The organism is Noviherbaspirillum sp. UKPF54 (genome assembly GCF_007874125.1).
Taxonomy (GTDB): domain Bacteria; phylum Pseudomonadota; class Gammaproteobacteria; order Burkholderiales; family Burkholderiaceae_D; genus Noviherbaspirillum.
In genome coordinates this window covers 4408187-4422920 of the sequence record NZ_CP040128.1, presented here as the reverse complement: position 1 = coordinate 4422920, position 14734 = coordinate 4408187, and the positions used below count along the sequence as shown (strand labels likewise).

The 14734-nt window shown below is 58.5% G+C and carries 8 protein-coding genes; 5 read left to right on the top strand and 3 right to left on the bottom strand.

The features are described from left to right. Positions 1 to 13: 13 nt before the first annotated feature. Together FAY22_RS20355 and FAY22_RS20350 are read left to right on the top strand one after the other, a co-directional pair. Positions 14 to 1525 (top strand): ATP-binding protein, encoded by a 1512-nt coding sequence (locus FAY22_RS20355; protein WP_146332573.1) that lies wholly within the window; start codon positions 14 to 16, stop codon positions 1523 to 1525. Further along, the gene (locus FAY22_RS20350) at positions 1485 to 3353 is read left to right on the top strand and encodes a TnsD family Tn7-like transposition protein (protein WP_168204907.1); all 1869 of its coding nucleotides are present in this window, start codon (positions 1485 to 1487) and stop codon (positions 3351 to 3353) included. Before FAY22_RS20355 ends, FAY22_RS20350 begins: the two co-directional genes overlap by 41 nt. 18 nt (positions 3354 to 3371) lie before the next feature. Here the strand turns inward: FAY22_RS20350 and FAY22_RS20345 are convergent, their stop codons facing one another. After that, a complete protein-coding gene (locus FAY22_RS20345; RefSeq protein WP_146332569.1) occupies positions 3372 to 5216 on the bottom strand; it encodes a TnsD family Tn7-like transposition protein in 1845 nt (614 codons plus the stop codon). 372 nt (positions 5217 to 5588) lie between these two features. Here FAY22_RS20345 and FAY22_RS20340 point away from each other — a divergent pair, with 372 nt between their 5' ends. The 3 genes from FAY22_RS20340 to FAY22_RS20330 all read left to right on the top strand — a co-directional run bounded on the left by FAY22_RS20340 (position 5589) and on the right by FAY22_RS20330 (position 12465). Next, complete coding sequence (locus FAY22_RS20340) at positions 5589 to 6524, top strand: bestrophin family protein (protein ID WP_146332567.1); 936 nt, start codon at positions 5589 to 5591, stop codon at positions 6522 to 6524. A 360-nt stretch (positions 6525 to 6884) separates the two neighbouring features. After that, positions 6885 to 8621: a methyl-accepting chemotaxis protein gene (locus FAY22_RS20335; protein ID WP_146332565.1), complete on the top strand. Its 1737-nt coding sequence runs from the start codon at positions 6885 to 6887 to the stop codon at positions 8619 to 8621. An 85-nt stretch (positions 8622 to 8706) separates the two neighbouring features. Next, positions 8707 to 12465: an EAL domain-containing protein gene (locus FAY22_RS20330; protein ID WP_168204906.1), complete on the top strand. Its 3759-nt coding sequence runs from the start codon at positions 8707 to 8709 to the stop codon at positions 12463 to 12465. 9 nt (positions 12466 to 12474) lie between these two features. Here FAY22_RS20330 and FAY22_RS20325 read toward each other — a convergent pair whose 3' ends face one another. Beyond that, positions 12475 to 12909: a bacteriohemerythrin gene (locus tag FAY22_RS20325; RefSeq protein ID WP_168204905.1), complete on the bottom strand. Its 435-nt coding sequence runs from the start codon at positions 12907 to 12909 to the stop codon at positions 12475 to 12477. A gap of 98 nt (positions 12910 to 13007) precedes the next feature. Next, complete coding sequence (locus FAY22_RS20320; protein ID WP_146332559.1) at positions 13008 to 14696, bottom strand: GMC family oxidoreductase; 1689 nt, start codon at positions 14694 to 14696, stop codon at positions 13008 to 13010. Between the last annotated feature and the right edge of the window lie 38 nt (positions 14697 to 14734).

Genomic DNA, 14734 nt, shown 5'->3' with positions numbered 1-14734 from the left:
TACGGAGCCCGCCATGGAGCCTAACTCCTATTCACCCGCCTACCGGGAACAGCCTATAGAAGAGTACCGCGGCAATCCACTGATCGAGGCGTTGCCTGAGATATTGAGTGAAAAACAGGCGGCATTAAAGATGCTGTTCAAACCTCCGTTTGACACTGGTGAGCGCCAGCTCCCCACTGAATTGAGATGGCATCTACTTGGAAGATTGAAGCATATTGTTGTTCCACGAAGGCCCACATTCTATGAGGTAGAACGAACCATATCCCGATTGATTCGGACAGGTTATGTTGTACGCAATCCTGCCGAACCAGCCACCTGGCGCACGATCTATACCGCACGCAATGGTGCCGCAACGTTCGTCGACCCTAGACTAGTTCTCACCGAATCGCAGGCGTTTATCGTTGGTTTGAGTGGCTCCGGCAAAACGACATGTGCAGATGCCGTTTTGCGCACCTATCCCCAGCAAGTGATCCGGCATTCGTTCTGGAATGGACGCCATATGCCGATTACCCAATTGGTATGGTTGAAGGTGACTTGCCCGAAGAATGGGTCAATCTCCAGCTTTTGCCGGGAATTCGCGCGGCAAGTCGATATCGCGTTGAATACAGGGGGGACGTATGAGAAGGACTTCTCAAAGTCGAAGATGCGTGAAGACATGCTGGAAGGATCGATGCGCCAGATCGCCGCGTCGCATTTTCTCGGACTCCTTTTTATCGACGAAATCCAACGGCTAAGTCTTGCAAAGACTGGTGGAGCAATCCCTTTGTTGCGCTTTCTACAAGATTTGAGAACCTTGCTCCGTGTCCCTGTTGTGGAAATCGGCACTTCCAAGGCGGCTGCGCTATTTTCCTACGAAATGAAAGATGCGCGCAGGGCGTCCGAGAACGGTCCGATCTATTTTCGACGACCTCCCAAGCGAAACAAGGAGTGGGACGACTTTGTGCGGCGGGTATGGGCCTACCAGTGGGTGAGAAATGCAACTCCGCCGGACGACAATATGCTTGATACGGTATTTGACCTCAGCCAAAGTATTCCTGATTTCGTCGTATTGCTGTTCAAGCTGGCACAGCAACAGGCAATGGTCGACGAATCAGAAACGATCACTATTCCTCTCCTAAAACAAATATACGACGAATATTTCACATTGCTGCATTCGGCACTGAACAAACTGCGCGAGGGTACTGTGGAGTCACTGTCTATTTACGAGGATTTGCTTCCGCCCGAGGACGTTATTGCACGGTTGACCGTGAATCGGCGAGAAGTAGAAATCATTCAGGACCATCTGGATGAGCTAGATCCTTTGCCAGAGGGCTACACCACAGACAATTCGCCGTCACCAGCGGCAGATCCAGCGCAACATCCGGATGTAGTGGATCATGAGAGCGCCCACGTCCCGTCAACGGACGAATTCAATGATGGAGATTTGCGCAACGCCGGCAATTCTTCGTCAACAGCTGAGGCGCTACGCAATCAAGGATCAATCGATGCTGACCCGCTTGGACTTCATTCCTCCGCAGGAAGGTGATCAAGGTGGAGCTATACGGTGCCCGAAGCGATATGGTTACCCCGGATCTCCGCTGATTCCAGACGAAACGATCTACGGCGCGCTCTCTCGCCATCATGTCTTGCGAGGCCACGCTTGGGGAACCGATACGCTTTACGAGATGATGGGTACCCGAACAAGAAGCACCGGAACAGCTTTTCCCAGTAACCTGCCCTTGCTCGTCAAGCGACTGAATTTCCTTGGTGACGACATTGAAGCCTTAATTCGAGAGCATACCTGCCTGCCGTACTTTCAACCCTTCTATAGCTGCAAGCGCTATGACTCTGTCTTCCAGAAGATCAAATCGGGAAATGCTGCCACCTCCAAGATATCGTTAGGCATGCTGGCAAGCCGCATTGGTGCCGCAGATTGGCTGCGGTATTGTCCAGCGTGTGCATCGGAAGACCTCGAAACAATAGGCATTACGACATGGTATAGGGTTCATCAATTGCCTGGCGTGCTCCTATGTCCTTACCATGCGATTGCACTCTCGCAAAATGGTGACCTTGCTTGTCGAATCCGATGGCAGAAATTTGCAATTCCAGGCGAGAATGGTCGTGGTCATTTCCCTAGTGTTGTTTCCGCAAACGAGGGGGCTCAAGATCGGTTGCTGCTCGTCGCCAGGATGAGTGCTGAAGCACTGACTCTCGCTTCCGACCAACGCATCCCTGCGCCTCTCTATGATCAGTATTTTGACCGCCTATTGCGTCGCAATCTTGCTGTTCCGTCGCAGCGCATACGACAGCATCAACTCGCTCAGCAGTTTTATGACTTCTGGGCTCCGCTCGCAAACGTTCCTCCTTTTGACTGCCTGCTCCGTTCGCTCAAATCGGAGTCAAGCTGGCTCGCGACCCTATGCAGAAAGCCACGCTGTAATCACCATCCCTTGAAACACTTGCTGCTCATTGGCCTTTTAGAGAACAACTTGCGCTTCTGGATCACAGAAAAAGCGGGTAATACGCAGGTGGCTGTATCGCATGCAACGGCAAGAGGTGCTTGCAATGTAAGCTCGATCGATCAACCTCTGCGTGAGTTGATAGAAACACAGCGAATATCAATCCGCAAGGCCGCAATCCAGCTTGGCGTAACGGTCAATACGGCATTGCTACATGCAGCAAGATTGGGTATGACCGTGAAACGTCGTCCCAAAAAAATGGGCGATGAAACGCGTGAGCGCGCAACGGATGCATTGGCAAAAGGCGAAGCCATCGAAACAATCTCGAGTCGCTTGCATATCTCTGCTTCCACGGTGAATCGACTGCTAGCAGCTGACGAGAGCTTGCGGCAGCAACGACGATTCGCACTGGAATTGGTGCGACGCCGACGGGCGAGGATCGCACTCAGTGAAGTGCAGGCCAAGTTGCCAAATGCAGGGTTCAAAGAATTACAATCCAACATTCCGGCAGATTTTGCATGGTTGTATCGACACGATAGGGTATGGCTTGATCGACAGATTGCCTTGCAAGAGCCAAAGGCAATTACCAGAGAACGGGTTAACTGGCCTGCGCGCGATAACGATTTCGCTTTAGTGGTTAAACAAACTGCAGCTCAAATTCGGAAACCTGGCGACAAGCCAATCCGTGTCACGATCAATGAAATCGGCCGTCGCACGGGCCATACAGCATGGCTGCAAAAATATTTGCATAAGCTTCCGCAAACCGCAACGGCTTTGTCCTCTGAGCTGGAATCAGTTGAAGCCTTTCAGGCGCGTCGCATTCAATGGTGCAAGCAACAATTGAGTCCATCCGGCATGTTCAATGAGGTGCGCGAATGGCGTGTTTTCAGGATGGCTGGCATTTCAAGCGGCTAGTAAATTGCAACCGCTGCATCACCCCTTCTTGCGATAAGCACGCCCAGGACTCAGGAACTGCCTGTCTGGACATGGTCCTTGCCAATGCTTGTTGATTCCGTACTTCGCGAGCACGTTGAGTATAGTGTTTTTTTCCATGGCTACAGGACGGCCCATCAAGCCAGAAAAATATGCCGCAAGAGCCTTTGCACGCTCATATTCGACACCGGATTTGTTTCTGATTGCGGTGTCGACGACGGCCCCATGGAGTATCGCCCAGACCACGCGCCGTGCATAGAAATGCCAGTTCGATTCAACTTCTTCCTTCAAAATACGCTGCGAAGCAGGAAAGCGGGTCGCGTTCGGCGCCGAGGCATTCCAAGGAATATCTTTTAACAAGAAGTTGGCGCTCACGCGGACGGGCTTTTCAACGGAAGCATACAACTGCTCAGCAGACATCCTTATCGCTTCGGCGATCTCACCGTCCTTTGGATGAGCTTCTAGGAGACTCGGGCGTTTAGGGTGAGTCCTTGGCTTGACCGTTGCCAACTGTTCCTTCAGCCATGGCACCGCCATCGGATCCCGCTGCATCAACCAAGTCATCGTCCTGAACTTATGTTTCCATAAATCCCCGATCGTACAATTCGGAATTTCCTTTGCTGATGCCATGACTTCACGTCGGAGCTCCTTCAGTCGCGACTCTTTTTTGAGCGATGCGGAAGTCCTTCGCTTGGGCTCGTCTGATCCGGCACCCTTGCTGTGTGATTTGGTCTGATTGGCTTCCTCCGAAAGGTCGGGAGCATGATATGGAATCATGTATTGCCAGAACAGGTTAGTCTTTCGAAATAAAAAATGGGCGAACAGCAGATGCCGTCCAAGAGGAATTTCTGGCGAATACTGTTCGTTGACTAAGTTGAACCAGCCGGACATGCGTTGCTCCCGGTATGCCCTATCTACCTTTGCAATAAGATCTGATCCGTAAAATTGCTCAAAGTCGGAGAAGATGCGAGTTCGTTCAAATTGTGAACCCCAGGTCGCATAACCCAGCTCTTGAAGGCGCCTCTTATATCCCTGGACCAATGTATATGCGTTGACATGTATGGGTTCAGCTGAAAGCAAATCCGCTGCAAACCGGGCATACGACACTTGTACCAAATTTCCTGATTTTTCCTTTGGCAACGGAAAGTCGGAAAGCAATCTCGCACAGTGACAGGCAGTCCAGAGAGCCAAAACGAGATCCTTTTTTCTGGTGAAATGGCATTCACAGTATGGGCATTCGACAATCAATGGTGTTCGGTGCCTGGCACAAACCCGTACGCCGGGAACTTGATGTGACAAATGAATGTAGGCAAAGCCATATGATTTCAGATCGTCATGAAGACAGTTCAGACAGATTCGAATCTCTTCTGTAACAAGGCGCCTTGGAGTTTCTATTGAATCAGATCCCTGCCCCAGGGCATCCTCATTATCATCGTGAGTTTTCTTTTTATTTGGGCTGCCATAATCAGGCAACATCACTCCAGAAAAAACCTGGAACAATGGAAAGAGCGTTTTCGACTGTAGGAGAGCTAAGGTATTTGCAACCGGATCACCAGCCATGTGGCGCGTCAATCGCGATATGTGACCTGGGATCCAGGAATTTAGCGGAAAGGGAGGCGCATTATATAACTCACGATACGTTTGCTCTGAGGTAGAGTGCGCATGTACGATGTGATACCGCCCGACATCTGAAATTAGGGCTTCATCTGGAACGCTTGGCGGTGTGAGGCAAATGCTGCGGCCTGTACCATATTGAAACCTACCGACGTTGCGTGGATTCCGCCCCGTGGTTTGAGTTGTCCCAGTTTGCCCAAGCAAATCGGGTGGCGGTTTCCTTGTGACCATTAATGTCGTGCTCTTCTAGACGGTTACTATAATAGTTAATCTAGAAAATCAGTCGACAAACAACAAGGCAAACTTACAAACATAAGGGGAAATCTTGAGGATCATCCCAGCTTGCTAGGCAGAAATTTTACAAACTTCAAACGTGTTGAATGACGTCTAGGCCATTGATTTTAAAAGCAGTAAACTAACAAACATAATTGGAAATTTTCACTCATACGCTATACCCATCGAGAATGGCATCCGGCCCGCTCGGGCCGGAAAGACCATCAGGGAAGCGCCTGCTCCCGTCTGCGCAGGCGGGACAATTCTGGAAGACACGCATGCATGCCTTACCACCGCAGCGGTATGGCATGCATGGCAAGGAGCATCATCATGATCATGCGGGACCGGCCATCCGGGCTTCACCTTTTTTTCGTGATACGGGGATCGATCCTGTCGAGCATCTGGAAAGTGCTGCTCATCAACGTCATCGTCGCCATCGCGGTGACCGTCGGCCATGGCGCCTTGTTCAATTTCAAAATCACCCTGACTCCCATTCCGTTTACCTTGATTGGCTTGGCGCTGGCAATCTTTCTGGGATTTCGCAATGGCGCAGCCTATGACCGCTATTGGGAAGGGAGAAAACTCTGGGGCCGGCTGGTATCCGACAGCCAGAACCTGGCGCGGCAATGCCAAAGCCTGATCCAGCATCCGCTGCTCGCCGGCCAGGATGTGAGCGATATCCGGGTCAGAATGATTTACCGTGCCATCGCATACGCGCATTTGCTGCGGCAGCGCGTACGCGATATCTGCGAGCCCGGCGAAGTGCGCGGTTTGCTTGCGGAACAAGAATGGCGGCAAATGCAGCAGGCGACGAATGCGCCGAACTTCCTCATGCAGCAGATGGGCGCGGACCTGGGGCAATGCATCAGGGACGGGAAAATCGACCCATGCCTGGCGCCGGCCGTGGATGCGACCTTGTCTTCCATGGTGGCCGCAGGGATTGGCTGCGAACGGATCAAGAACACGCCGCTTCCCTTTTCCTACACGTTGCTGCTGCACCGGACGGCCTATCTGTATTGCTTTCTCCTGCCATTCGGCCTGGTCGATACGATCGGCTTCATGACACCGCTGGTGGTGGCGATCGTCGCCTATACCTTTTTCGGCCTGGATGCGCTGGGGGACGAGATCGAAGAGCCATTCGGCCTGTCCGACAACGACCTGCCGCTTGACGCGCTCTGCCGCACCATCGAAATCAATCTCCGGGAAGCCAGCGGCGACACCGCCCTGCCGCCACCACTGGTTCCCGTCAATTACCGCCTGACGTAAAGGCCAGTCAATCGCCGCGTGCCACATGCTGCCGCCAAAAGCGTTTCCATTATGTAAATCGCGGCTTCGAAAAAGATGATCTGAATCAAGACATTTCCCCTCGGAAATCTCGCCAATAAAATATACTTTTAGTATATGTTTTACCGGCAATAGACCGGCCGATCAAGAACGAACCTCGTTTTTTCTGCCCGCGCAGGCCGCATCCTGCCTGCGCGTCAAATCGGCCATTCCGCGCCACGCGATGACCAGCCGCCGCCATCATTGCCCCCACCGCAGACCATATCGCCGGACGAAGCCGTCTCAGGAATGAGCGACGCCCGTGCCGTGCCAAAGGCACGTCGAAATCTTCAAGAGGAAAAAATGCACTTTCGAAACATGAACATCGGAACGCGCCTGACCATCGGTTTTGGCATCGTGCTCACCCTGTTACTCACATTGATCGTGGTTGGCATGGCACGACTTTCCAGTATCGAGAGCTCCACCGCGGAAATGATCGACATGGAATGGGCGAAAGCGGAGGCAGCAAACACGATCAACGCGACCATCCGGGCGCAGGCGCGACGCACGTTGGAGTTGTTCCAGGCGCCGGACAAGGAATATCGGGAAAAGACTTACGCGTTTATCGAGTCCAACAAGAAAATCATTGTCGAGGCGCTGGGAACCCTTGACCGCCTGGTGTATTCGTCCAAGGGCAAGGAACTGCTGACGGCCGTCAAATCCGAACGCGCACAATATGTGACGTCGTTTACCAAGGTCAGCCAGCTGATCGAAGACGGCAAGCCCGACGAGGCAAAGAAGGTGATGCTCGACGAAACGCTCCCGCTCCTCGACACGCTGCAGGCATCGGTGCACGACCTCGCGGATCTGCAGAAGAAGCTGGCGCAGGCGGCCGCAGGGGAGATAAGAAGCGCATCGGCGTCTGGCACGCGGATGATGCTCGCATTAGGCGCGGGCGCCGTCATCATCGGCATCGCCTTCGCATTCCTGATCACGCGCTCCATCACGCGCCCCATCCATCGCGCCGTCGGCGTGGCGAAGACCGTTGCCGCCGGCGACCTCACCAGCGTCATCGACGTGCCGTCGACAGACGAAACCGGGCAGTTGCTGCAAGCGCTCAAAGACATGAATGCCAGCTTGCTCGCGGTGGTGAGCGAGGTGCGCAGCGGCACCGATACCGTGTCGACCGCCTCGGCACAGATTGCCGCCGGCAATCTCGACCTGTCGTCACGCACCGAGGAGCAGGCCAGCTCCCTCGAACAGACGGCCGCCTCGATGGAAGAGCTGACTTCCACCGTCAGGCAGAATGCGGACAGCGCCGCGCAGGCAAACGCGCTGGCCGCCTCCGCATCCGACGTGGCGCTCAAGGGCGGCGCGATCGTCGCCGACGTGGTGAAAACCATGGACGCGATCAACGAGTCGTCCAGGACGATCTCCGACATTGTCGGCGTCATCGACGGCATCGCCTTCCAGACCAATATCTTGGCGCTTAACGCGGCGGTGGAGGCGGCGCGCGCCGGCGAGCAGGGGCGCGGCTTCGCGGTAGTGGCCGCCGAAGTGCGCGCGCTGGCGCAGCGTTCGGCTGCAGCGGCCAAGGAAATCAAGACCCTGATCGGTAACTCGGAGGAAAAGGTCGACGCCGGCTGCCGGCTGGTCGAGCAGGCTGGCAGCACCATGGATGAAATCGTGGTAAGCGTGCGCCGGGTGACCGACATCCTGACCGAGATTAGCGCCGCAAGCAACGAGCAGACCACGGGAATCGGACACGTCAACCAAGCCATCAGCCAGATGGACCAGGTGACGCAGCAGAACGCCGCGCTCGTCGAAGAGTCGGCCGCGGCGGCGGCGTCGCTCGAGGAAAAGGCGCGCAGCCTGGCCCAGGCCGTTGCCGTGTTCAAGACCAGCGGCGACGGCTTGCACGATGGTCCCGCACGCGAGCAGCTTGCACCGCTGTCGAACGTCAAGCAGATTTCCGCGCCCCGGCCGCTCGTACAACAGCGTGCTGCGGATTCTGTCGCTGTATCGGCGACGCCACCAACGCAGTATCGCCGCGTGGCGAATGCACGTGTGGAATCCGCCGGGGAATGGGAAGAATTCTAGGAAATCGCGCCCGGCTGCGGCAAGGAATGGCGAGGCCTTCATGACTGCCGCCGGCAACAGGGCTGACAAGACAAGGATGGAAGCCGTGGCAAATCAAAAACGCTGGTTTGGCAACACCGGGCTCGCGGCGCGCATTTCCGAATCGGGCCGGGCGCCGCGCCTGGCGCGGGTGTTCCTGGCGGTCGGGCTGATGGCGTCGGCCTTCGTCTATTGGGAAGGCGTCCACCTTGTCAGGCAGGAGCTCCAGTCCCAGCTCGACATCCGCGCGAAAGAAGCCAGGCACAATCTGGAACGCCAGCTCGATGCCTATGCCGAAGCGCTGCGCAGCATGCAGGCCGAATACCGGACCGCGCCGCTTCCGACGCGCGAGCGGTTCCGGCAAAGCGTCGAATGGCTCAAACTGAACGACCGGCTGCCTGCGGTACAGGCGGTCGGCTTCAGCGCACGGGTTGCGCCGCCGGACAGGCCGGCGTTTGAACAGGCGCTGCGCAAGGACCATGCAAGCGACGCGCAGGCCCAGCCGCCGGCCATACATCCGGCGCCCCTGTCGCGCACTGCCGACGCGTTTGTCGTCAACGTCATCGAGCCGCTTGCCAAAAACCGTTTCGGCCTCGGCTACGACCATGCCACGCAGCCGCGCAGAGTCGAGGCGATCGAGCGCGCCCGGGATACCGGCGAATGGGCCGCCACCCGCCGTGTCCGCCTGTTCGTCGAGCCGGGCGATGTGGACGGCGTCGTGTTCTACATGCCGCTCTACCGCGGCGGCATTCCCGATACGCAGGCACTGCGCCGCGACGCATTTTCCGGTTTTTTCTTCCTGGCGATCCGGGTCGACGAAATGCTGCGCAACGTCTTCGGCGCCCGGCTGCTCGAGGATCTGGACATTGAAATCCGCGACAAGGCGGGCACGCGGTCCGGCGAGGACGACCAGACCCTGATTTTCAGCAGCGCCCTCGCCCGGCTGGCAGGCTCCGCCGGCAAGGCAGACGCGAACGCGCCCTTGCGGCGCAGCTTCGACCTGACGTTCGGCGGCAATACGTGGGAGCTCGGCCTGACCATGCGGCCCAACTTCCAGACCCGTTCGCAATACTGGCTGCCGCCGATTGCCGCGCTGTCGGGCGTGCTGCTCAGCTTTCTCGCCTTCCTGTTCATGCGTTCCCTCAACGTCGCGCGCCAGGCCTCCGATGCCGGCATGCGCCAGGCCTACCTGAGGCTGGAATCGAAGGAAGAGCAGCTCAAGGACATCGTGGAATCCATCGACGAAGTGCTGTGGACGTTCGATACGGCTTCCGGCAAGGTGCGGTATGTGAGCGCCGCGGTGGAACGGCTGTACGGGCACGCCGCGCAGTCCTTCCTCGACGACCCGCGGCTGTGGCTGCGCTGCGTGCACCCGGCGGACCGCAAGCGGGCGACCCGCTTCGCGAGAGGCTTGGCCGACAAGCGCCGCGACGCCCTGCTCTGCCGCATCGTCCGTTCCGACGGCGCCGTGCGCTGGATGCACTATGACGCGCATTACGTCGCCAGCACGCCGTCCAAGCCGGGGCGAGTGGACTGCCTAGGACGGGACATCACCGAGCAACGGCGCATGGAAGAGTCGATTCGCCGCAGCAACCGCGCGTTGCGCACCATCCATGCCTGCGATGTCGAGCTGGCCAATGCCCCGCATGAAAACGCGCTGCTGCAGGGAATATGCGAAGTGGTCGTGCGCGAGGGATACCGCATGGCCTGGTCCGGCCTGCTGGCGGAAGACGGCAGCGTTACTCCTGCCGGTATCGCTGGCGCACATGACGGCTACCTGACCTGCATCGAAAGCGCCCTGCACGCCGGCATCCGTGAAGGCGGCACCATCGGCGCAACGCTGCGCACGGGCCGCCCCACGATCAGCAACAATCTCCAGTGCGATCCGCAAATGAGCATGTGGCGGGAACAGGCTTTGCAACGCGGCTTTAATTCGAAACTGACGCTTCCGCTGGCGCATGACGGCAAAAATCTCGGCTTGCTCAACGTGTATGCGGCCGAGCCGGATGCGTTTGACGCGGAAGAAGTGGAACTGCTGGCCGGGCTGGCCAACGCGGTGGCGGTCGCGCTCCAGTTCCTGCGCCATCGCAGCGGGCAGCAGGCCGCCGAGGCCGCCTTTCATCTGCGCCAGCGCGCGATCGAAGCCAGCGCGAATGCCATCGTCATCACCAGCGCGACGCCCCCCCACTACCCGGTCGAATACGTGAACCCCGCATTCGAGCGCATGACTGGCTATTCAGCACAGGAAATCGTCGGCAAAAGCCTGCGCGTGCTGCACCGGAACGACAAGGAACAAGCAGGGCTGGAAGAACTGCGCAGGCTGCTTCGCACGCAGCAGGAAGGCCATGTGACGTTGCGGAATTATCGCCGCGACGGTTCGATGTTCTGGACCGACGTCCACGTCGCCCCGGTGCGCGACAACAGCGGCGCGGTCACCCATTTCGTGGGGGCCAAATACGACGTCACCACCACCAAGCGTTATGAGGAGCAGCTCGAGGTCCAGGCCAACCGCGACGCGCTCACCATGCTCGCCAATCGCAACCTGCTGCATGACAGGCTCAACCAGGCCATCGTCTGCGCATCGCAGAGGCGCGCGCAAGTCTGGGTGATGTTCGTCGATCTCGACCGCTTCAAGTTCGTCAACGACACGCTCGGCCACCAGGCGGGCGACACCCTGCTGAAACAAGTGTCGGAGCGTCTGCTGAGCGTCGTGCGCCATACGGACACCGTCGCCCGCCTCGGCGGCGACGAATTCGTCCTGGTGCTGTCCGAACATGCGGACGACGCGCTCGATCCGGCGACCGTGCAACGCATCATGGATGTGATCGCTCCGCCCTTTATCATCGACGGCCACGAATTCTTCCTGACGTGCAGCGTGGGGATCGCCGCCTACCCGGCCGACGGCGCGAGCGCGGAAACGCTGATCAAGCACGCCGACATCGCCATGTACCGAGCCAAGGAAATCGGACGCGACAACTTCCAGTTTTACACGTCGTCGCTGAATGAAAAGGCGCTTGAGCGGCTGCGCCTGGAAAGCGATCTGCGCAACGCGCTGGAACGCGGCGAATTCCTGCTGCATTATCAGCCGCAGCTCGATCTCTATACGGGCAACGTCGTCGGCATGGAGGCGCTGATCCGCTGGCAGCATCCGGAACTCGGCATGGTATCGCCGGCCCGCTTCATCGGGCTGGCCGAGGAGCTCGGATTGATCGTGCCGATCGGAGAATGGGTCATCCGCACCGCGTGCCGGCAGAACCGCGCGTGGCAGCTGGCCGGCCTGCCGCCGTTGCGCGTCGCCGTCAACTTGTCCGCGCGGCAGTTCGCGCAAGGCGGGCTGGCGAAATCGATCGCCGCCATCCTCGCGGAAACCGGCCTGCCTGCCGAACTGCTGGATATCGAACTGACGGAGAGCGTGGTGATGACCGATGTCGACTTCGCGATCGGCATTCTGTGCGACCTCAAGAAACTCGGTGTGCACCTGTCCGTGGACGATTTCGGCACCGGCTATTCCAGCCTGTCGTATCTGAAACGCTTCCCGATCGACGTGCTGAAAATCGACCAGTCATTCGTTCGCGATATCACGCTCAATGGTGACGGCGCCGAGCTCGTGCGTTCGATCATTTCGCTGGCGCACGGCTTGCGTCTGCAAGTCATTGCCGAAGGCGTGGAGACCGAGGAACAACTCGCCTATTTGTGGCGGCACGGCTGCGATCAGATGCAAGGGTATTACTTCAGCAAGCCGCTCACCGCCGACGCTTTCGAACATCTTCTCCGGGAGGGCAGGAAATTGCTCGTGCAGCACAAGCCCGCGATGGCCGAATCCTGAACGCGTCCCTTATTCCGCCGCCTTGATGCCGCGCACCAGTTCCATGTCCATGTGCAGGATGTGGTGCGTCAGCCACATGCGTAAAAAGTCCAGCACCTCGCTGGACGAATCGCCGTTGCCGTCCATGAAGTTGCGATGCAGCGCGTTCACCTTCTGCACCAGCAGGTCGTGTTCCCGCTTGTGTTCGTCGTAGCCGGAAAACCCGATCGAGCGCATGATCGCCTCTTCCCGCAGGAAGTGCTCGCCCGTGTACTCGATCAGCTCGACCAGGACTTCCCCCACGCTCGAGTGTTCCGGCGGAGCGATGATTTCCGCTTCCAGACGATGGGCAATGTCAAAGATGTTGCGATGATCGGCGTCGATCCGTTCATGGCCGGTCAGCAGGTCGTCGGTCCAGGAAAGGGATGATGCATTGCTGGTGCATGTTGTCGCTGAATTAAGCATGAGAAACCCCGGTTGCCTTGCCATGTATCCACAGAGAAATTATTTAATCATGGATGTTTTGGCCGGGCAGCCCGGGGCTCGATTTCCCTTGACTGAAATCAAGCCTCCATCGCCCTGTCGTCAGCCGTACGGCGTGCCGGAGCTTCCCCGCTTTCCGTTCCGGTCGCGTTCCAACGCTGCCGCTCGCGCGGCGGGACATGGCTCATCGCGTGCTCGGTCAGCGCGGTGATGGTCAGACTGGGATTGACGCCGAGGTTCGCGCCCAGCATGGAACCGTCGCAGATGTACATGTTGTAGTAACCGAACACGCGGTTCTTGCCGTCGCACACGCCCTCAGCGCGCGTGCGGCCGATCGCTGCGCCGCCCATGCAATGCGCGGTGGTCGGCACATCGAGCAGGATTTCGGTGAGCGATGTGAGCGGCACGCCGCCGGTGGCCTGGGCGGCCTTGACGGCGAAATCGTTGGCGGCGGGGATGAAGGTCGGGATCTTCTTGCCGTGCGTGGTCAATTGCCTGGAAAACGGCCAGAACCAGCGCCGCTTCAGGCGCATCGTCAAATGCCCGTCGAGCGTCTGCATGCACAGGAAGATCATCGTTTCGCGCGCGAAGCCGAACGGCGTCAACAGGCGCAGCGTGGTGAGCGGCCTGGTGAGCAGGAGCCTGGCCAGCGTAGCCAGCCAGGTGAGCGGGCGCGTCCAGCCGGGACGCCCGAGCGTCATGACGGTGCTGAGCAATCCCATCGTGTCGGAACCCGCCGGGTAACGCGTCGCCTCGATATGCGTATGCTCGTCGACATACACGCCCGAGCCGATGGCGATGCCTTTGGACAGGTCGACCTGCGAGCCGGGAAAGCGGATGCCGATGATCGATTCGGCATTGGTGCGCACATGCTGGCCGAGCGCGTCCGAAATGCGCGGCAGCGACTTTTTCTCCCGCAGGCGGAACAGCAAGTCCTGCGTGCCCAGCGAGGATGCGGCGAACACGACGCCGCGACAGGTCAGGCGGCGTCTCTGCCCGCGCGCCGGGCCGGCCAGCGCCAGCGTTTCCACCGCATAGCCGGCCGCACCGTCTTCCCTCGAGTGCAGCGGCCTGACGTCGACCACCCTGGTTTCGGCAAACAGCGCGGCGCCCTTTTTTTCGGCCAGGTACAGGTAATTCTGGTCGAGCGAATTCTTCGCGCCGTGGCGGCAACCCACCATGCAGCCGCCGCAGCCATGGCAGGAGGTGCGCGGCGGCCCTTCCCCGTCGAAGTACGGGTCGGCGTAGGTGGTGCCCGCCGCGTCGCCTTCCTTGCCGAAAAAGACGCCGACTTCGGTCGGGTAGTAACTGGCTGCGACGCCGGCAGCTTGCGCCATTTCCCGCAGGCGCAGGTCGGCTGGCCCCAGGCGGCGGTTGGTGGTCACGCCGAGCATGCGCCGCGCCGTCGCAAAATGGGCCGGCATGATCTTTTCCCAGTCATTCAGGCCGGCCCAGGTTCCTTCGCGCCAGACCCTGTCGGGCGGAACCAGCAGCGTGTTGGCATACGTGATGGAGCCGCCGCCGACGGCATTGCCGTGCAGGACAACGACATGCCTGAAAAAGCGCATGCTGAAAAAGCCGCGCAATCCCAGTGCCGGGCGCCACATCCAGCGCGACAGCGACCAGGTGCTCCTGGGCAGGTTGTCGGGCGTCCAGCGCCGCCCCTGCTCGATGACGGCGACGCGGTAACCCTTTTCCGCCAGGCGCAGCGCCGACACGCTGCCACCGAAGCCGGAACCGATCACGATGAAATCAAAATCTGTATGCATTGCGCCTCCCGGGGATGCGGGGCGCCAGCCCCGGTCAT

What these genes read in the sequence shown, in the direction of transcription:
- FAY22_RS20355 (WP_146332573.1), top strand. Translation starts at nt 14, where the DNA reads ATGGAGCCTAACTCCTATTCACCCGCCTACCGGGAACAGCCTATAGAA.
- FAY22_RS20350 (WP_168204907.1), top strand. Translation starts at nt 1,485, where the DNA reads ATGCTGACCCGCTTGGACTTCATTCCTCCGCAGGAAGGTGATCAAGGT.
- FAY22_RS20345 (WP_146332569.1), bottom strand. Translation starts at nt 5,216, where the DNA reads ATGGTCACAAGGAAACCGCCACCCGATTTGCTTGGGCAAACTGGGACA.
- FAY22_RS20340 (WP_146332567.1), top strand. Translation starts at nt 5,589, where the DNA reads ATGATCATGCGGGACCGGCCATCCGGGCTTCACCTTTTTTTCGTGATA.
- FAY22_RS20335 (WP_146332565.1), top strand. Translation starts at nt 6,885, where the DNA reads ATGCACTTTCGAAACATGAACATCGGAACGCGCCTGACCATCGGTTTT.
- FAY22_RS20325 (WP_168204905.1), bottom strand. Translation starts at nt 12,909, where the DNA reads ATGCTTAATTCAGCGACAACATGCACCAGCAATGCATCATCCCTTTCC.
- FAY22_RS20320 (WP_146332559.1), bottom strand. Translation starts at nt 14,696, where the DNA reads ATGCATACAGATTTTGATTTCATCGTGATCGGTTCCGGCTTCGGTGGC.